Origin of the sequence: Proteus appendicitidis (assembly GCF_030271835.1) — a bacterium.
GTDB lineage: Bacteria > Pseudomonadota > Gammaproteobacteria > Enterobacterales > Enterobacteriaceae > Proteus > Proteus appendicitidis.
The window spans coordinates 654,160-676,044 of record NZ_CP127389.1 but is presented as its reverse complement, the minus strand read 5'-3'; the positions used below and the strand labels follow the sequence as shown (position 1 = coordinate 676,044).

Below are 21,885 nucleotides of genomic sequence, written 5' to 3'. Positions count from 1 at the left end.
ACTATTCACTGGTAAGTTACCGTGGCCCGTTAAGGGCATTATTTCTTATCTTTGCCGTCAACTTCTTCAAATTCTGCATCGACAACGTCGTCATCTTTCTTCGCACTTGCATCAGCACCCGCGGCATTACCTGCTGCGCCAGCTTGAGCTTGTTGTTGTGCGATTTCTAGCAGTTTTTCAGAAGCTTCAACTAATGCTTTAATTTTTGCTTCAATAGTGTCTTTATCTTCACCTTTAGAAGCAATTTCTAACTCGCTTACCGCTTTTTCGATAGCTTCTTTATCGTTCGCTGGTAATTTATCACCCGCTTCTTCAATTTGTTTACGTGTACCGTGAACTAATTGGTCAGCTTGGTTACGAGTTTGTACTAATTCTTCAAACTTACGGTCAGCTTCTGCGTTTGCTTCTGCATCACGAACCATTTTTTGGATTTCATCTTCATTTAAACCAGAAGATGCTTTGATTGTGATGTTTTGCTCACGACCACTGTTTTTATCTTTCGCTGATACATGCAAGATACCATCAGCATCGATATCAAAAGTAACTTCGATTTGTGGCATACCGCGTGGTGCTGCTTGAATACCATCTAAGTTAAATTGACCCAGTGATTTGTTATCACTTGCACGTTTACGTTCACCTTGTAATACGTGAATAGTTACAGCAGATTGGTTATCTTCTGCGGTAGAGAACACTTGGCTATGTTTAGTTGGGATTGTGGTATTTTTCGCAATCAGGGAAGTCATTACACCACCCATTGTTTCGATACCTAAAGACAGTGGTGTTACGTCAAGTAACAGAACGTCTTTAACATCACCCGCTAACACACCACCTTGAACAGCCGCACCCATTGCAACAGCTTCATCTGGGTTAACGTCTTTACGTGGCTCTTTACCGAAGAAATCAGCAACGGTTTTTTGAACCATTGGCATACGAGTTTGACCACCAACCAGAATAACGTCGTTAACTTCGCTAACTTTCAGACCTGCGTCTTCTAATGCAACACGTACTGGTTCCATTGAACGTTTAACTAAATCTTCAACTAAAGATTCCAGTTTTGCACGAGTTACTTTGATATTTAAGTGTTTAGGGCCAGTCGCATCTGCTGTAACGTATGGCAAGTTAACATCTGTTTGTTGTGCAGAAGATAATTCGATTTTCGCTTTTTCTGCTGCTTCTTTCAGACGTTGCATTGCTAATGGATCGTTACGTAGATCAATGCCTTGTTCTTTCTTAAATTCATCAACTAAATAGTTAATTAAACGGCTATCGAAGTCTTCACCACCTAAGTGAGTATCACCATTGGTTGACAGAACTTCATAGGTTTTTTCGCCATCAACTTCATCGATTTCGATGATAGAGATATCGAATGTACCACCACCTAAGTCGTAAACTGCGATAGTACGGTTGCCCACTTCACGATCTAAGCCGTAAGCCAGAGCAGCCGCTGTTGGTTCGTTAATAATACGTTTAACTTCAAGACCTGCGATACGACCCGCATCTTTAGTTGCTTGACGTTGAGCATCGTTAAAGTAAGCAGGAACAGTAATAACCGCTTCAGTAACTGCTTCACCTAAATAGTCTTCTGCTGTTTTCTTCATTTTTTTCAGGACTTCAGCAGAAACTTGTGGTGGAGCCATTTTTTCGTTACGCGCTTCAATCCAAGCATCACCGTTATCTGCTTTTACAATTTTGTAAGGCATGATAGCAACGTCACGCTGAACTTCGGCATCTTCAAAACGACGACCAATTAAACGTTTGATGGCAAACAAAGTATTTTGTGGGTTAGTCACAGCCTGACGTTTTGCAGGTTGACCAACTAAGATTTCACCATCTTGTGCATAAGCAACGATTGAAGGAGTAGTACGATCGCCTTCTGCGTTTTCAATAACCCGGGCAGTTTTGCCATCCATTACAGCAACACAAGAGTTAGTTGTACCCAGGTCAATACCAATAATTTTACCCATTTAAACGCCTCCAAAGAGAATTCTTTATCAATTCGATTACCAATCTATATGAGGATGAATATTCATTTTTCAAGTCACAAATTAATAGACTAAACAACATCATCTCAAAGCGGATACAAAATCAACGCAACTCAATAGTGGTAATTGCAGTTGAAAAATAAGATGGGGTCATAAATACATTCATCAAGGGGAATAATGAAAAAAAATGCAAAAAATGCGAAAATTTTGTTTTTGAGAATAAGGCGAGAATTAAAACTTGTTATTTTTCATAGACTTACACCGCTTGCAAATAACATCATAACTTATCTGAAGTGCTTTTTTAAGACCATGCTTAGAATAAGAACATAATTGGTTGAAAAATAATGTTTTTCAACTCTGATAGTAAAAATATCAAATAAATATAAGGCTATTTTTGCATTATCTAAACTTAGTCAAAGCTTTTCCTAACCAGACGTTTAGTGACAAAAATAACCTCTTACATTATTTATGCTGAAGTGGAACGGCGTGCTGATTTAGGTCTAAACGCAGCAACAATCGCTTCATTAGTTTCAACATAAGGACCATCAAGTAGTTGAATGCAGTACGGTACACTCGCGAAAATACCGCTAACAATCACATTACCGTCGTTATCTTTTAATCCTTCCAACGTTTCTGCAATCGCCTTAGGTTGTCCCGGTAAATTTAGAATTAACGCTTGATTACGAATAACACCAACTTGGCGAGATAAAATAGCCGTGGGTACAAACTTCAGACTAATTTGACGCATCTGTTCACCAAAACCCGGCATTTCTCTATCGGCAATAGCCAACGTAGCATCAGGAGTAACATCACGACGCGCAGGACCTGTCCCCCCTGTTGTTAACACTAAATGACAGCCAGCTTCATCAACTAGTTCACACAGTGTTTGCTCAATCATCAGTTGTTCGTCAGGAATTAAACGTGATTCGATATGAAAAGGCGTTGTTAATGCAGCTTTTAGCCAAGCCTCTAAAGCGGGTAAGCCTTTATCTTCATAAACACCACTTGATGCGCGATCAGAAACAGAAACTAACCCTATGCGTAATTCGTTCATATCAAACCTCAATTAATCAATCACCATCTAACTTGCGCGCAGATATTACCATGAGAACACAAGAGAATTAAAAATAATCTCAATATATTACTGATAATCACTATTTGATTATTGAGAATAGATAATAAAAAATGATAACAATCTATTTTTATTTGGCTTTAGCTAAAAATAAAAAAGGGAGCATACGCTCCCAATCTTTAATCTTGAATAATATTAATTAATATTACTCATCAATATATTTAGTAATATAAGAAGCCGCTAATTTTTTCGCTTCTGTTAATTGTGCTGCATTTAATGCGCGAGCAGTACGTTTTAGCATAGCTTCATCACCATCACCATTTTCAACAGCAACAGAGAACCATGCATAAGCTTCTTTCAGATCACGTTTAACGCCTTTACCGTAATAATAGTTTAAAGCTAAGTTATTTTGAGCCAAACCATTACCTTGCATAGCTGATTTTCTATACCATTCAACCGCTTTACGGGCATCTTTAGCAACGCCGTCGCCTTCATCGTACATTACGCCTAAGTTATTTTGCGCATCACGATTACCTTGGTTTGCTGCTTTGGTATACCAGAAAACCGCTTTAGTGCCGTTACGTTCTACACCTTCACCATCATCGTAAGAAACAGCAAGGTTATATTGCGCATCAGAGTGACCTTGTTCTGCTGCTTTTGTATACCAAACTACCGCTTTTTCATGGTCTTGCGCTACACCGATACCTTCATCATAAGAGATACCAAGGTTGTATTGTGCATCACTATCGCCTTGTTCACCGGCTTTAGTATACCAATACACTGCTTTCTCGTGATCTTGTGCTACGCCATCACCATCATCGTAAGAAACAGCAAGATTGTATTGGGCTAAAGAGACACCTTGAACAGCCGCTTTGTTATACCAATAAACCGCTTTTTCTGCATCACGGTCAATATCATCACTCATATCATACATAAGTGCTAAATTTAGCTGTGCTTCAGCATGACCTTGCTCGGCAGCCTTGGTATACCATTCCAGCGCTTTTTGTCCATCCTGCTCAACACCTTCGCCGTTTTCATATTTTACACCCAATTGATACTGAGATGCTGCGTTTCCACTTTCAGCACTTTTTTCAATTGCAGGTAAAGAGAAAGCGGTTTTACTTTCAGCCATTACAGCGCCACTAAAAAATAACGATGCAAGTACCGTTGCCAAGACAATCTTTTTCATAATTCACCAATAATAAATAGAGTATTTTAATAATATATTTTTATAATTATTACTGGATAAATAATATATTCCAATCAATTTAATCTTAAAATTTACTTAAATGTTATTTTGAGAGGCAAAAAATGAAAATACCCACCTATATAAGATGGGTATTTAAGATTTTTATAAGAATTTAACGACGAATTATAATAAATCCGCAATCATTTTCTCTAATTTTTCCTGATCGACAGCAAATTTACGAATACCGTCAGATAATTTATCTACTGCCATTGGGTCAGCGTTATGATCCCAATAGAATTGAGCTTCAGTGATAGCTTCTGGACGCGCTTTCACTTCACCTTTGTAAGATAATTTATGTTCAACTTCACCTTCAGCTTCTGATAATTCTTTTAACAGTGCTGGAGCAATCGTTAAACGGTCACAACCTGCTAATTCTAAAATCTCACCTATATTACGGAAGCTTGCGCCCATAACAACCGTGTTATAACCGTGTTGTTTGTAATAATTATAGATTTCAGTAACAGAAATCACACCTGGATCTTCAGCTGGAGCAAATTCTTTTTTATCTGTATTGGCTTTATACCAATCCATGATACGACCAACAAATGGAGAAATCAGGTAAACACCTGCTTCAGCACATGCACGCGCTTGAGCGAAAGAGAACAGTAAAGTCAGGTTACAGTTGATACCTTCTTTTTCTAATTGCTCTGCGGCACGGATACCCTGCCAAGTAGAAGCTAATTTAATAAGAATACGGTCGTTACTGATACCTGCGTCATTATAAAGTTTCATTAAATGACGTGCTTTTTCGATACACGCTTGCGTGTCGTAAGAAAGACGTGCATCAACTTCTGTTGAAATACGACCTGGGATCAGTTTTAAAATTTCTAAACCGATATTTACTGCCAGTTTGTCGCAAGCATCAACAATTTGTTGTTCACGAGAATCGCTTTGTGAACGAGCCCATTCAATCGCTTCATCAATTAATTTACGATATTCAGGAATTTGAGCTGCATTTAAAATTAAAGATGGGTTGGTAGTTGCGTCTTGTGGCTGATACAGTTTCATTGCTGCGATGTCACCAGTGTCAGCAACAACAGTTGTCAGCTTACGCAAAGAAGTCAATTTGTTGGTCATTTTGTTTATCTCATCTACTAGGTAAATCTGTTTGCAGTCACCTGCGGATATCTATTGATAATAACATGGACTGCTCACACTACAAGACGCTTAGATTCATACAAAGCAATTATTTGAATGCCAAACGTTTTCGCAAAACAAAAGCGGAAAAAAACAGAAGAAGATCACGGGCTGAATCGTTTAAATTATCGAGTTTTACGACAAATAAGAGAAACCATTGTTTTTTCCTATTGCTATAATTTAGTCTTTAATCGCAAGAATTTGCTATATTTAATCAACATTAAAATAACGTATCGAGGGAATTATGCTAATCACCATTTCACCAGCTAAAACACTGGATTTCGAATCGCCTTTAGCAACAACGCACTTCACCCAACCTGAATTGCTAAAATATTCCCAACAACTTATCGAAGAATGTCGAAAATTATCATCGAGTGATATCGCAAGCTTAATGAAAATAAGTGATAAACTCGCAGGATTAAATGCTGCTCGCTTTGGTGAATGGCAACCTAATTTCACACCAGAAAATGCACGCCAAGCTATTTTAGCATTTAAAGGTGATGTTTATACCGGCATGCAAGCAGAACTTTTTTCTGAAGATGATTTTCAATTTGCACAACAACATTTACGTATGCTTTCAGGTTTATATGGCGTACTGCGTCCTCTTGATTTAATGCAACCTTATCGTCTTGAAATGGGAATAAAGCTAAAAAATAAAAAAGGCAGCGATTTATACCAATTTTGGGGAAATATCATTACAGAAACGTTAAACAAAGCACTTGAAGAACAAGGTGATAATATTTTAATTAATTTAGCGTCTGATGAATATTTTAAATCTGTTAACCCCAAAAAACTCAATGCTGATATTATTAAGCCTGTTTTCCTTGATGAAAAAAATGGCAAATATAAAGTTATCAGCTTTTACGCTAAAAAAGCCCGTGGATTAATGAGTCGCTTTATTATTCAAGAAAAACTGACCAATAAAGCACAACTGAAAGAGTTTGATCTTGAAGGTTATCAGTTTAACTCAGCAGAATCAGAGGGTAACACTCTCGTATTTAAACGTGCAGAATCACTGGCGAAATAAAATTATTAACTATTAGCTACCAATAAAAACAGCACTAAAATCAGTGCTGTTTTATTATATTGAGCCTTATAAATGTTTTGTCACTAGCGATAATGGTGACCATGTTGGCGATGGGATAAATTCACTACCTTGCATTGTTGTCAATTGTTGCTCATTAAACTGCGCCATTTCTTGAATAATAGAAGCGAGGGACTGCATTGAAAGCGAGCTTTGTTTTTCAATCAAAATAACCGATGAATGATTATTTTCTTTTGTTTTAACGGTTAAGGTAAATTGATTATCTTGGCTTTTATACTGTATATCATCACCGATTTCAGAATAAGTAAAAGTATCTTGTTCGGATAGCCCAGTAATAAAAAGATGACTATTTTCACCTTCATCATATACCGTCACATTACCTTGCCTTTTTTGCACAATATAAATATTACTTCCAATGCCACCATTCAGATAATCATGACCAGATTGTGAAATAAGCAGATCATTTCCGCTTCCTGCATTTAGATTATCATTTCCATCACCCGCAATTAAGATATGATGTCCATGATTAACCACAATATGATCATCACCCTTTCCGCCATCAATCACCGAGCTACATTTATTATGATTAACGACGATATCATCACCTTCCATTAATTCGAGAATAGGCAAGTGGTCAATTGATTGATTATCTGGTTTCTGTTGAGTCATTAAAACAGATCTTAATAAAGAGCGAGGTGAATCAAGTGAATATGTCGATAATGTCTCTTTATCTAAGGTAAGCGATTCAGGGATCATAAGCACATTATCTTCTTGATTTATTATCATATTTAGATCTGAAACTGGCATAAGTAAGCCTTGAAGGCTGTCTTTTGTAGGAAGCGTAAAAACCACATTGTCTTTATCAATAAAACGAATTGTCATATCAGAATTATAAATCATCTCAAGATGAGATGGTTCGAAAATCAGTTTTACATGGGCATCGGGATGATAACGATGTGATAGAACCCCATGATTAAATACTAAATCAAAACCACTGATATCAGATAGAAAGAAATCACTTATACTGTTTGATTGTATTCCATTAATATTGTTAGAAAGCGAAACCTTAATTTCATCACGCTTATTTTTTGCTAAATAAGTTTTAATTTGATAACTATCATAGCCAGAACTTAATTTAATCAATGAATTAGGCGTAATACCTAAATAATGATTATTCATTTCATTACCATGGATATCCAATTTTAATTGCTCACCAAAAGAAAAACCACTGTATTGTAACTGAGGTAATAACGTTATTATTTTATTATCATCAGAATATGAAATAGACAAAGAATGGTTATTATCATTGATACAAAGCTTCTGAATAGTTTCTTTATTTTGATTATATTTATCTAAATAACTAAATTTATATAGCACATTATCTTCAGTCGTTTTATTTTCATTTGCGGTTAATAGAAAACCATCTAGCGTGGTTAACGTATATCTATGTGCTAATATATCATTTTCATGATAAACATTTTTTAACGTTATAGAGTGATAAACTAATGCATTATTTTTATTTCCATCATTTACTTTTACATCAAAAATAATATCTTTTCCTCGACGGGAAATAGCGACAATTTCATCAAAATGATAGTTTAATCGCACAATACTAGACTCAACATGACTTACTTCATTAATAATCGTTTCAAATTGAATATTATAATTTTTTTCTAAAGAAGATCTTAAAATAACATAGCTATCATTTCCCTCACCACCTTCAGCATAACCTTCTTGTAAAACCAGTGTGTCATTTCCGCCTAATCCATATAATAAATCAGCACCGCCAGCACCATCTAAATAATTATTTTCTTGGTTACCATAAATAATATCATCACCAGTTTCACTTCCTATTACGTTTTCAATACTGTCTAAATAAGCAATTACTTTTTGATCTTGCAAGACAATATTAGGCATAGAATCAACTAATTGCTTTGAATATAAACGTCCATTTTCTTGATAAAGAAACAGTTTTGAATGAAAATTTTGACTGTTTGTTTGTTCTTCTGACTGCCTGAATTTAACATAGTTATCAGATAAATTAACTTCATAACCTGTGTATTTGTTTGGTGTTTTTATAATACGAAGTGTATCATTTCCCTCTCTGCCATAAAAACGACTCGCGTAAAGTGGCGATTCAGAGGAGAATAAATTGAACATATCATTCTTTTTTCCTCCACTTATTCGTTTAGTGCCATTATAGATATCAAAGATATTTTGAGTTATTAAAGGTGCTGCAATAATATCATTACCATGATAGGTATTAAAATAGAGTTTTTCATTCTCATTCCAATCTGATACATAATATTTTTTATACTGATTCGCTTTTATTAAACTCTCCGATAAATTTTCCACACCTAATACATTAATTATATTTTCTCTATTTGTTTTTATATCCCTCAAAAAATCACTATCGACCAGATTATCAAAAACAGGAGAATCATCATCGGAAATAATATCCATTGTATAACGGTTTAACTCATCGACATAAAAATCAATATCAAAAATAAGTGTTTCATTCGTAGCAATGGCTTCTTTAGGAAGATAGTATTTATATTCCGTTTTTTCTGAGCGAAGATGATAAGAAAGTGCTGCTATTTTTTCAGCCATTTCTTGACTGATATTTTGAGATATTCGTTGAGAAACATATTCACCTAATGGAATTAAAATTGAATCTAATGTTTTCCCCATTAAATGGGGTATGACTTTATAATAATAATATTCTTTATAAATCTGTTTTTCATTTGTATAAAAATAACGGCTCTGATGATTTTGTTTTTTTATCTCATCAAGATAATTGACTGCATTTTTATCAATCATATCCTCTAATTGTGTTTCTGTTTCTAAATAAATAATTTCATTTTTTTTATCAGGAATAAGATCACCCATTAAAAATGCATAAAATCCATTATTAAATTCTTCTAGTGGTGTAAAATGGATTTTTGCTTTTGCTTCTTCGATAAGTCTTGCCGCATTATAAATTGAGGTTGCTAAAGTAATAACAGCACCCGCAACAATACCAATAGGACCTGCAATCGTTGAACCAGCAAGCATTGCAATAGAAACCCCTAGCGTAACCAATCCAGATACGACAGCTAAGGAGCCATTAACAATATAATCGATTTGCCTTTTTTCATTATTTTCACTAGAAATTCGACTAAAATTATCATAGGAATTATAAATATCAAATCCAATAGAAAGAACATTAAGCCCAATTCCTACCCTTGTACTTAACTTACTCACATATTCAAGCGGGTTATGGCGATATTTTAGTAATCCTTTAGCTAATGTAATTTCAATCAACTCAGAAAGGCCATTGTAAGCCATTTCAGACCACATAATAGCTAGGCTATTAATGATCTCTTTTCTCTCTTTAGGCGATAATAGTGGATTATTTAATTGTTCAGCAAGCATAAACGTAGAGTTAATTGACTGCCACATACCATAAGAAATATTAGCGTAACCAATTTTACTAATTATTTTCATATGTCGAGGAAGTGTTAGTGATGCATTCCTTAATAAATCCCAATCTTTATCACTGTAGTCTTTATTCCCTAGCTTGATCATTTTAGTTAACCGTTCAGATGCAGCAAGATAGTCGATTCTATTTACATCGTTAGAAAGGAGATATTTAATTTTCTCTTCTTTATTATTTAATAAATGACGAAACAAAGAGATGACGTATTTATCCTTTTCACTGCCGGATATTGACAAAAAATAATCATTAAGGTGATAGGGATCAAAGGTAAGTTTCGATTCCAATTTATTTACTGTATTAAGATCAACAGAATCGATATTTTTTCCATTAACTTTCGCGCCCATATTAACTAATAGTTGTTGATCAATAGAAAGATTATTTATTGTTATATTTTCTTTATTAAGTAATCGTTGGTTATTTACTTTTAAAATATCTAATTGATTTAATTCATTTACTTTCTCTAATGCCTTAAAGGGGGATAAGGAGTCAGGTATCTTTTTATGGTGGATCATGGTAATAATATTCTGAAATGAATTTATTATTTTTTTATAGTTTTTAAAAATAGAGATATTGTCTAGCAATACCCGATATAAAATACCTCTTTTATTTTCATCAAAAAATGAAGCAAGCAAATTTTCTGAAAACAGACTTAATTTTTTTATCAATGATGGATTATCATAAACCGCATGAATAACCTCAATGGCTTGATTTGTTCTTTCAGTTAATGTCAGGTTTTCTTCTGATAATGAACTAAATGATAGCCATTTTTGATATGTTATTTCCTCCATTAAATATTGATTGAATTTTTTATTAACTAATGGATCATATATTACTTGTGTTAACTTATTTTCTATATTAATTTTGTCTGAAGTTTTAAAAAAAGAAGATAACTCATATAAATATTTTTCACATACAGTACTTATTGAAATATTATTATTGATAATTTAATTACTGATGTGCTTTAAGTCTTTTCTATGACATTCCTCATTAATAGCATCTACTTTATTAATAATAGAACCAAGTTGAGATATATTAAGATCATAGCGATTTAATTTAATATATTCAAAAATATCAGATAATGTTATTTGTTCTGAGTAATTATGAAAAAACGTCTTAATATCTTGATTATAACCTAATTTAAACTCTTCACTTTCTCGGTAATTAGGATACAGAGATGAAATGAATTGATAGATTTCTTTTACAATTCGATTATTTTCTACAGTTATTTTTTCTTTATTTGAAACAACTAAGACATCATCATAATCGGCTTCAGCCATAATGATATTAGATATCGCCGAGCTTGCAATTAGCGGTTTATCGATATATTGTCGTTCAATGGGTGCTTTAATAAAAACATTGTCTCTTACAAGAGATACTTTGTTATCATTTATCTGATAAATTGGCATATTTAATCGTTGAGCAATTCCCTCAATAAAAAAATCACCTGATTGATAACTCAATAATTTTTCTTTTTTAGCAAAAACTATCGTTTTTTCATTAACAAACTGATTCTCTAAAATAATATTTTGTAATGTTTCGACATCATGTTTTTGTTTAATAAAATCTTGGTAAAATAAAATATCGTCTTCATTTCCAGTTGCAATAACTCTTATCTTATTTTTTAAACAATAATCAAGAAAATGACTTATTTCTTTTTTATCATTTAAGTAATTCTTTAAACCATCACTTTTAACACCATTATAAAAGTAAATAACAATATCATCTTGATAAAATGAATCTATACTATCTATAATAATAGTATCAATATTTCCATTATTAAAAAATTTATTATCAAAAAATAAAAATTTAAAATTTTCTTTATTATCATCAAATAACAAATAACTACAATCCATTTTATTTTTATTTTGATTAAGTGAATATTCAAATATAACATTGGGATTATCATCATTAATATAAAAATTATTTTGATGATAAGCATAATTCACTTCACGATAGTTTTTATTAAAGTAATTTTCCAATTGATTTATTTCACGTACAATCATCCTATTTGAAAATTGATTATTCCTAAAATAATCAAAGTATAAATCATGATAAGAACTTAAATCATCGCCTTTTTTAAAATTAATTTCACTTTCAATTAAATAAATTAATTTATTCACATATTCATTATCTCTATACTTTGAAATATAATTATAACTCTCTTTTAAATGTAGCTTATTATTACCTTCTATCAAAAATAGATTTTTTAACTCTGGAATATTAATACGTTCAATTATTTCAATTAAATATTGGTAGTTATTTTTAAACTCAATAGTATAATCATACCCTTCAACGCCAACATTCCTGTTTTTATCTACTGGTAAATAAGGGCTTGCAATAATTTGATTATAAATAAAATTACTTACACCATGAGCACCATCATTAATTTCACTTACCATTAACTGATAAAGTTTTGCAGCAACCAAACTGTTTTTTTCAGCTAATTGAATTAGTTTTTCCTTTCCATAATTTAAGCTATCATAAAATAACTTATCTTCTAATTTAATTTTTACTTTACTTAAAATTTCAACAAGTGATATATTTTTATTGTTTTCATTAAATGATTTTATTTTACTAATGATAGAGAAGCTGGCCGTTAACTTATCAAAATATATATTACACTTTAATACATCTATTAAAGAAACTATTTCCTTTAATTCCTTTGATATACTTCCTTTAACTAAATAACTATTTATTTCAATTAAATCCCTATAATAAATATCCTTAAACTCAATATATCCATTTGCTTTTTTGATTTCTTGGAAGTTATTAAATTCTACTTCTTCAATATCAATACTATTATCATCATTCTTATTTAAAATAATCTTACTTGCCTGATTATTTTCAATAATATCATCAATATAATGTTTAACTAAATAAATCCCTTCATCAACATATGAGTTTTTTACAATAACTTCAATTAGAAAATTATCTTTTTTAAGCTCTAAAATAAGATCTTGCTGTTCACTATAATGAATAACTCGCCCTGTAACATTTTCTTTAAACGACAATGAAAATCCAATTTTTTTTATAGTTTCAGCAATCCCTTTATTTTTATTAATATCACTCTCATCCCACACACTATTATAATTTATTGAATTGGTTTTTTTATATTCATCAAAAATAATATATTCATTACTATCTATATTATGAGAACCATATAGCTCCATATTATTATTCAGTGCTTTTTTTATAGATGAATGATCAGAGAATTCGAGTAACTCACTATTTGAATCAAATAATGTAAACTTATAATTATTTTCAGAATATTTTTTATATGACAGGGCTATGGCGTGATCTTTAAATACAACAATTGCATAATAATCATCATATCCTTGTACTATGCGATCTATATGAGAGCTAATGGCTTCTTTATTAAAATCAAGATGACTAATATTTGATTCCATCAAACCTTTTTTATTTAAAATTTCACTATATTCAGTCGATTTTAATATATCTAAAATAAAATATTTTTTATTTTTACATAACCTTTCCATTTGAAAATTTTGAGCAAAAATAATACTTTTCACCTCTTTAATCAAATTTAATATTTGATATTCCTGTATACTATTAAATAAAACTGAATCCAATTTATTGTCTATGGTTTCCATTTCATCTTGAAAATAAGAAGCACTCTCTTTTAACCAAAGTAAATATTTATTCCCAGCTTCTAAACCACTATTTCTCACTTCTAATAAATAATTTAGGCTCAAGCCATAACATAATCCAGCAAGTGAATGTACATGGCTAAAATAATAATTTGTTTCTGTGGAAGAAATAAGATTAACTCGGCTCATTACTCTTTCTAGTGGCTTTAGTAGTTCTAAATATTGTGAAAAAGTGGTTACTACATTACGTTTCATTTTCGTTCTAAACCAGCCTTCGCCAACTTTATAAAGTAAATGTTCACCACTCTCTGTTATCTGATCATATTTAGATTTTGCAACTGTAAATGCCTCTTCTATATCATCAACATAAATATGCAGTACCTTTTCTGTATTTTCTATTTTATCCCTAATAATAAAAATATTTTTATAGGAATAACTTTCATTTAATTCAATAGAAGTATGTTCATTAATCTTTAGCTGTTTTCTTGCCTTAATATCATTAATTATTTCTCTAAGAATATCTTTATTATTTACCTTCCAATTTTCTGTGTTATTAAAGCAGCTAACATATTCTTTTCTATTATAAAAACGATAATATAATAAATTCTCATTGCATTTATCACTTATAAAACCATAAATTTTATTTATTAGCTCTTGCTTATTATAAAAAAAACTGGCATGCCCATCAAAATTAATAATTTTAAATTTATTATTTTCATTATCTATTTGTATAAAAAGCTTATTATCTTCAAATTCTAGATAGTAATCACCGGACAAATTGTTTTGCATTAATAATTTTAATCGTTCTTTTTGTATTTTACTGGGTTCTCTTCCTGCTAATTTAGCGCTATTAAAAAACAAGCCTTCTATACTTGAATTAATTTCTTTTCTAATAAAATCAATACTTTTTGTAAAATTACTCTTATGATAGAGCAAAAAATTATTATCTATTTTTTCTAAGAATTCATTTGCAGCATATTCATTTTTAGAAATAAAAATAGCAATATAATTTTCAGTTAATATTCTTCTTACAGAATTTATCTTAAAAAAAAGTTCTGAGTTATTTTCTTTTATATGATTTTCTATTTTCAATACAATACTGTTAATATTATCTTTAAATGTTATTTCTTTGAATCCATTCATTCTTAACGTCCTTAATTATAATTAATTTACTTATTTAAAATAAAATATATAAATTGATTTTTATCTTTTTTAAATACTGATTTTCCTATTTTTAGATAAAAAAATAGCCCAACATTTTGTTGAGCTATTCAATTAAATATCTAATTATTTAAAGTAATTGCTATTTAGGCGCTCTTTCAAGCAAAAATGCACGTAGTTGAGCAAAATCTGCAGGTAAGAAATGCGAAAGTAATTCTTTATCTGCACGCTCTGCGAGTTCTTTCGGTAATGGCAGTTCACCACCTAAAATACGTTCAACACTTTCTTTAAATTTCGCTGGATGAGCTGTCCCTAAGAATAAACCATATTCACCTGTTTGAAGTTCATCGCGCAATAAACGATATGCAATTGCAGCATGAGGCTCTGAAATATAGCCTTTCTTCGCAAGTTCACGCACCGTTTCTTCTGTTGTTTCATCACTGACTGAGCCATGAGCAAGATCAGAAAGATCCCAACCTTTGCGACGATACAGCTCTTCAATACGTGGCCAGTTATTTGGTTGGCTAACATCCATTGCATTAGAAAGTGTTGCAACCGTACGGTGCGGCTCCCATTTACCATTATCTAAATAGCGAGGAACAGTGTCATTTGCATTGGTGGCTGCAATAAAACGCTTAACAGGTAATCCCATGGATTTTGCCAATAAGCCCGCGGTTAGATCACCAAAGTTACCACTTGGTACTGAAATCACTAACTGATCATGTTTTTCAGCAGGAATTTGTGCCACCGCTTCAAAATAATAACAAATTTGAGCAAGTAATCGGCTGATATTGATAGAGTTCGCTGAGTTCAAATACATTGTTTTCTTTAAGAACTCATCATCAAAAGCTTGTTTCACTAATGATTGGCAAGCATCAAAATCATCTTTAATGGCAACAGTGTGAATGTTTTCACCTAATGTACAGAACAGTTTTTCCTGTAACGGGCTAATTTTGCCTTCAGGATAAAGAATAACAACTTGTACATTTTCTAATTTGTAAAAAGCATGAGCAACAGCCGCACCAGTATCACCGGATGTTGCTGTTAAAATAGTAACAGGCTGGTTGCCAGCAACTTCTGACAACATTTGCGCCATAAAGCGACCACCAAAGTCTTTAAATGCCAGTGTAGGGCCGTGGAAAAGCTCTAAACAACTCACATCGTCTTCAACTTGAGTTACTGGTGCAGGAAATGCAAATGCGGTGCTAATACGTTTTGCTAATACATCAGCAGGAATTTCATCACCAATAAAGGCCGTTAAGATACGGCTACTACGTGTTGCAAAATCAAGTGCTAATAATTCATCAATTTCAGCTTTAGAAAACGAAGGTAAGTCTTGTGGGAAAAATAGCCCTTGTTGTTTACCCAAACCTTGTTTTACTGCTTGAGCAAAATTGACTTGCTCTTGATTATCTTTCAAATTATATAATTTCATGACTTATCCTATCTGTCTTGCGCCACGCGTATCTATACGGCAGATATGTACAAAGCCTTCACTGTTTTGTACGTAGTTTTGTTTCAGCCATTCGGCCATCTCTTGTGCGATTTCTAATGAATCAGTAATCGTAAAAATGGTAGGTCCTGAGCCAGAAATGCCACAAGCTAATGCACCTTTCTTCTGCGAAGCCTCTCTGGCTTTTTCAAATCCCGGAAGAAGTTGGGTGCGATAAGGTTCAGCAATCACATCTTGCATCAAATTAGCGGCTAATCCTGGTTGCTGAGTATGGCAAGCATGAATAAAACCAGATAAATAACGACCGTGGTTAATGATGTCTGCTTTAGAGTATTGTTTTGGTAAAATCGCTCTTGCTTCTGCTGTAGAAACTTTAATGCCTGGATATGCCATAACCCAATACCAATCATCAAAGGTTGGTACAGACTGGCAAATAATGCCATTTTGTTCCAGAATCAGTTGCAACCCACCTAAGTAACAAGGTGCAACATTATCATAGTGCACACTACCTGAAATACGTCCTTCAAGCTCTCCCATCATCAACAGCAATTGTCTTTCACCAAAAGGCTTTTGGGCAAATTCATTAAGCGCAACCAATGCCGCTACAACAGAACAAGCACTTGATCCTAAACCAGAACCAATCGGCATATTTTTCTCAAGTGTCATTGCAACAGGGAGTTCTTTGCCTAACTTTTCACAAAATAGCTGCCAACATTGATATACAATATTTTGCTTAGGATCTGAAGGTAATTTGCTAACAAAGCGCCCTTTACTCTCAAGTGTAAATGCCGAAGCCGCTTCAACGGTGACACAATCACCCAGTAATTGCCCATCAATAGGTGAAACTGCCGCGCCGAGGACATCGAATCCGACACTCACGTTGCCTATTGATGCCGGTGCATAAACTTTAACCACGCTTAAACTCCCAATTTCCATGATAAGGTACGTAATACATCTGCAAACACCCCAGCAGCAGTAACATCATTACCAGCGCCATATCCACGTAATACCAATGGAATAGGTTGATAGTAGCGAGTGTAAAAGGCTAAAGCATTTTCACCATTTTTCACTTTAAACAGAGGATCATTTGCATCAACTGCCATTATCTTAACTTGGCATTTTCCTTCATTGATGATGCCTACATAACGTAATACCTTACCTGCTTTTTGTGCTTCTTCGACTTTAGCATCAAATTCAACATCAACTTGAGGTAAACGGTTTAAGAAGCTTGTTACATCACCTGAGCTATCAAATGAAACAGGCAGTACAGGCTCTACATCGATATCACTGAGTTCTAATTTATAACCCGCTTCACGCGCTAAAATAAGCAGTTTACGCGCAACATCCATCCCAGAAAGATCATCACGAGGATCAGGCTCTGTAAAACCTTTATCTTTTGCTGAAAGAGTCGCTTCAGATAAGCTTTTACCTTCATCTAATTGGCCAAAAATATAAGATAATGATCCAGAAAGAATACCATTAAATTGAACTAACTCATCGCCTGCGTTTAGCAAGTTTTGTAAGTTTTCAATAACCGGTAAACCCGCACCTACGTTAGTGTCATACAAGAACTTACGACGCGATGCTTCCGCTGCTTGTCGAATTTGGTAGTAATAATCCATCGACAGCGTATTCGCTTTTTTGTTTGGTGTAACTACGTTAAAGCCATTTTGTAAGAAATTTGCGTATTGTTGCGCAATTTCTTCGTTTGATGTGCAATCAACGATCACTGGATTTAAGAAGTGGTACTCTTTTTCTAAACGAATAAGCTGGCTGAAGCTAAACGGCTCTTTTGCTTCTTTAAGTTCTTGTTGCCAATTGTCTAAATCAATACCTTGCATATTGGTAAGCATGGCGCGTGAATTTGCAATACCACATACACGCAGATCGATATGCTTATTTTTCAGCCATGCTTGTTGGCGATGGATTTGTTCGATTAATGCGTTGCCAACACCACCAACACCAACAATAAAGACTTCAACAATTTGATTGGTATTGAAAAGCATCTGATGGCATAAACGCACCGCATTGGTTGCTGAATCATTCGCAATAACCGCTGAAATTGAGCGTTCTGAAGAACCTTGAGCAATAGCAACGATATTAATATTGCCACGAGTTAGTGCAGAGAAGAATCGCGCTGAGATCCCTTTTAAAGTACGCATACCATCACCTACAACAGAGATGATAGCAACGTTTTCCATGATATCTAATGGATCAAGTACACCATCTTTTAATTCTAAATAAAATTCATCTGATAAGGCTTTTTGCGCTCTAATAAGTTCTTTTTGTGGTACACAAAAGCTAATGCTGTATTCAGAAGAAGACTGTGTGATCAGAACAACAGAAATACCCGCTCTCGACATAACAGAGAACACACGAGCCGCCATCCCTACCATACCTTTCATACCAGGCCCTGACACATTGATCATCGCCATATTATTAAGGTTAGTGATCCCTTTAACTGGTGTACTATCATCTTTTTGACCATCACCAATTAATGTACCCGGCGCATCTGGGTTGCCAGTGTTTTTTATTAAACAAGGAATTTGGAATTGGGCGATTGGCGCAATAGTGCGAGGATGAAGTACTTTTGCACCAAAGTAAGAGAGTTCCATCGCTTCTTGATAAGACATGCCTTTTAACAGACGTGCATCCGGAACTAAACGAGGATCACAAGTATAAACACCGTCAACATCAGTCCAAATTTCACAACACTCTGCACGTAAGCAAGCGGCCAATACAGCAGCAGAGTAGTCGGAACCATTGCGACCTAATACCACGAGTTCATTTTTTTCATTACCCGCAGTAAAACCAGCCATTAAAATCATATCATCTTTTGCGATATTGAGTTCTAAGATGCGGCGAGTAGACTCAGGAATATCAACTGTCGATTCTAAATAATGACCTTGTGCGAGTAAGTTTTTGACAGGATCGATCACGGTGACATTATAGCCACGAGCCTGTAAAACAGACTCCATAATGGCAATAGACAGTTTTTCACCACGGCAAATCATCGCTGCATTGATGCTATCAGGGCATTGACCTAATAAAGAGATCCCATGAAGAATATGTTTGATCTCTGCAAATTCACGCTCCACTTTATCTTTTAAGCGCTCATAGTCAAAACCAGGTTGTTTTTCTCTTAAACCTTGTAATAAGTTGGCAAAAATTTGCTCGGCTTCTCGTACTTGAGTGAGAGGATCTTCACCTTCTGCCGTTTTTTCAATCATTGCAACCAAGTAGTTAGTTATCTTGGCTGGTGCTGATAATACAAGAGCGACTTGTCCTTGCTCTCTTTTTTTCTCAGCGATATCAGCAACATTCAGCACACGCTCTGCGTTGGCAACTGAAGTTCCCCCAAATTTTAACACTCGCATACAGCTCTCCTGATTTTTCACCCAAAAAAAAACCCGCATTTCTCAATGCGGGCTTTTTCGATTTTCGTTTTTTATATGCGACAGCCCGCCCCGCAATATAAGATTCCGGTGGTGGTGGTAATAATTGTCATTTTAGCTGGGCTGTAAATACGCATAACTATCCTGTCTGTCTCAAATTTAGTTTGACTATATACTGGTTAAAGCAAAGCGAGAGAGATGTCAAATTTTTTCTTTTTTTTCACCAAAAAACAAACTTAAATTAAGTGAAATTTATTCGCTCATTACCCCTATAGTAGTATAGATATTGCTATCACAAAGGGATAAACAAAGAAAATAAAGCTACCGTTTTAGAGTTATTTGGGGATTTGTACTTTTATAAGGAATAAGGTATTTTATGCTACTTTAAATTGTGTAACAAAACTGGAAAAAAAAATAAACCCCACTATATTTAACATATATTTTTCTTTTACATTACATAAATCAAATTATATAGTTAACTATTGAAATCAAGGTTAAGCTGTTACCTTGATTTTGATATGTGTCAACAAAAGTTAGCTTTTTAGATGGTATTTAATACAACTGGTGTTATATTGCTGTTAATAGACTATGGGCGTTTTGCATTCTGATTTTAGCGTCCATTATCGATTAAAATTGCAAGTTTTGTAATAACGTGATGGTTATTTATCGAATTTCAATCTGGGTCTAGTTTTTACGTGCTAATAACAAAAATGAATAACCACACAAGTGCACACAGAAGTTAAACACAGATTTCCTTTTTCTATTTTGGTAATTTTAGGTAGCAAATATGCAAACCCCGCACATTCTGATTGTTGAAGACGAAGTTGTTACTCGTAATACCCTGAAAAGCATATTCGAAGCTGAAGGGTATATCGTACACGAAGCCACTGATGGCAACGAAATGCACAATGTTCTATCTGATCATGATATTAATCTGGTCATTATGGACATTAACCTTCCTGGTAAAAATGGGCTGTTACTTGCTCGTGAATTACGTGAACAGGTAAGTGTTGCACTAATGTTCCTAACAGGTCGTGATAATGAAGTTGATAAAATCTTAGGACTAGAAATTGGTGCCGATGATTACATTACTAAACCATTTAACCCTCGTGAATTAACGATTCGTGCACGTAACTTACTGTCACGTACCATGAATTTAGTTAATGGCACAGAAGAACGCCGTTTAGTGGAAAGCTATAAATTCAATGGTTGGGAGCTGGATATTAACAGCCGCTCACTAATCAGCCCTGCTGGTGAACAATATAAATTACCACGCAGTGAATTTCGTGCGATGCTGCATTTCTGTGAGAACCCAGGAAAAATCCAAACTCGTGCAGAATTACTGAAGAAAATGACAGGCCGTGAACTGAAACCTCATGATCGTACTGTTGACGTAACTATCCGTCGTATTCGTAAGCATTTTGAGTCAACACCCGATACACCAGAAATCATTGCAACAATTCATGGTGAAGGTTATCGCTTCTGTGGTGATTTAGACGAGTGATTTGATCTAATCTCAAACACTTTACTAATAAAAAACCCCTGAATGATATTCAGGGGTTTTCTTTATCTAAATCTAGAGAAGGATTAATAAAATCACAAACAGTGAAAATTGATCTCAGCGACTATTTTGAAAAAAAATATAACTTCTTTTTTAAAAAAATTTTAAACCTTATTCGTATTAATTTTATTAACCATTAATTTCTCTAGCAAATGCAAATCACTCTTTCCACGGCATAATAGGTACTGCACTAATCGCATTTTTTGGCGAACCATCAATGACTTTATCAGAGTACGTCAGGTAAACTAAAGCGTGGCGCTGTTTATCGTAAAAACGTACAACTTGAAGCTTTTTAAAGACGAGTGATGTTCTTTTCTGGAAAACAACATCGCCATTATTTTTCCCTTTAATAACCTTTTCACTTAGTTCAATAGGTCCTACTTGCTGGCAAGAAATAGCCGCATCAGCAGTATCTTCAGCAAGACCTAAACTCCCTGAAATGCCCCCCGTTTTTGCTCGGCTTAAATAACATGTGACATTTTTAACTTCAGGATCATCAAATGCTTCAATCACAATTTTATGGTTAGCGCCAAAAAACTTAAATACCGTATCCACGTAGCCAATTTCTTCTGCTTTTGCCATCAAAGAAAAAGGGAGTAAGATAGAGACAGCTAGCATCTTTTTGAAATTTAACATATTTACCTTGTTCCATTGAAAAGATGAGAAAGTAATTGCGTCTAGAATAAAACAATCTATTACTAACTGATAGAAGAATTTGTGTACATTAGTCGATGAAAAAGACTA

12 protein-coding genes and 1 other annotated feature are annotated in these 21,885 nt (G+C 33.7%); of the genes, 2 read left to right on the top strand and 10 right to left on the bottom strand.

All coding sequences use genetic code 11. From position 1 onward, the window contains the following. Positions 1-38 precede the first annotated feature (38 nt). The 4 genes from dnaK to tal form a co-directional block, all read right to left on the bottom strand. Positions 39-1,964, bottom strand: coding sequence for a molecular chaperone DnaK (gene dnaK, locus QQS39_RS03205; protein ID WP_109371849.1), 1,926 nt, complete (start codon positions 1,962-1,964; stop codon positions 39-41). Between the two features lie 484 nt (positions 1,965-2,448). Beyond that, positions 2,449-3,036: a molybdopterin adenylyltransferase gene (gene mog / locus QQS39_RS03200; RefSeq protein WP_151434248.1), complete on the bottom strand. Its 588-nt coding sequence runs from the start codon at positions 3,034-3,036 to the stop codon at positions 2,449-2,451. A 223-nt stretch (positions 3,037-3,259) separates the two neighbouring features. Beyond that, positions 3,260-4,243: a tetratricopeptide repeat protein gene (locus QQS39_RS03195; RefSeq protein ID WP_151434247.1), complete on the bottom strand. Its 984-nt coding sequence runs from the start codon at positions 4,241-4,243 to the stop codon at positions 3,260-3,262. Between the two features lie 183 nt (positions 4,244-4,426). Next, positions 4,427-5,380, bottom strand: a complete 954-nt coding sequence (tal, locus tag QQS39_RS03190; RefSeq protein WP_098941163.1) for a transaldolase — start codon at positions 5,378-5,380, stop codon at positions 4,427-4,429. 304 nt (positions 5,381-5,684) lie between these two features. On the opposite strand from tal, the gene yaaA reads away from it, so the two are divergent. Next, the gene (yaaA, locus tag QQS39_RS03185) at positions 5,685-6,467 is read left to right on the top strand and encodes a peroxide stress protein YaaA (RefSeq protein ID WP_285805371.1); all 783 of its coding nucleotides are present in this window, start codon (positions 5,685-5,687) and stop codon (positions 6,465-6,467) included. A 66-nt stretch (positions 6,468-6,533) separates the two neighbouring features. Here the strand turns inward: yaaA and QQS39_RS03180 are convergent, their stop codons facing one another. The 5 genes from QQS39_RS03180 to thrA form a co-directional block, all read right to left on the bottom strand. Further along, positions 6,534-10,751 carry a calcium-binding protein gene (locus tag QQS39_RS03180; RefSeq protein ID WP_285805370.1) on the bottom strand — a complete coding sequence of 1,406 codons (4,218 nt, stop codon included), beginning with the start codon at positions 10,749-10,751 and terminating at the stop codon, positions 6,534-6,536. Positions 10,752-10,907: 156 nt separating this feature from the next. Further along, the gene (locus QQS39_RS03175) at positions 10,908-14,714 is read right to left on the bottom strand and encodes a hypothetical protein (RefSeq protein WP_285805369.1); all 3,807 of its coding nucleotides are present in this window, start codon (positions 14,712-14,714) and stop codon (positions 10,908-10,910) included. A gap of 160 nt (positions 14,715-14,874) precedes the next feature. Then, on the bottom strand, positions 14,875-16,167 hold the full coding sequence (thrC, locus tag QQS39_RS03170; protein WP_285805368.1) for a threonine synthase: 1,293 nt from the start codon (positions 16,165-16,167) through the stop codon (positions 14,875-14,877). A gap of 3 nt (positions 16,168-16,170) precedes the next feature. Continuing rightward, positions 16,171-17,100, bottom strand: coding sequence for a homoserine kinase (gene thrB, locus QQS39_RS03165; RefSeq protein WP_490250188.1), 930 nt, complete (start codon positions 17,098-17,100; stop codon positions 16,171-16,173). 2 nt (positions 17,101-17,102) lie between these two features. Continuing rightward, positions 17,103-19,562, bottom strand: a complete 2,460-nt coding sequence (thrA, locus tag QQS39_RS03160) for a bifunctional aspartate kinase/homoserine dehydrogenase I (protein WP_151434242.1) — start codon at positions 19,560-19,562, stop codon at positions 17,103-17,105. Positions 19,563-19,584: 22 nt separating this feature from the next. Further along, positions 19,585-19,705: a sequence feature (Thr leader region), on the bottom strand. Positions 19,706-20,367: 662 nt separating this feature from the next. Here thrA and arcA point away from each other — a divergent pair. After that, entirely contained in the window at positions 20,368-21,084 is a 717-nt protein-coding gene (gene arcA, locus QQS39_RS03155; RefSeq protein WP_151434241.1) for a two-component system response regulator ArcA, read from the top strand. A gap of 216 nt (positions 21,085-21,300) precedes the next feature. On the opposite strand, the gene creA is transcribed toward arcA, so the two are convergent. Then, positions 21,301-21,759: a protein CreA gene (gene creA, locus QQS39_RS03150; RefSeq protein WP_171455359.1), complete on the bottom strand. Its 459-nt coding sequence runs from the start codon at positions 21,757-21,759 to the stop codon at positions 21,301-21,303. Between the last annotated feature and the right edge of the window lie 126 nt (positions 21,760-21,885).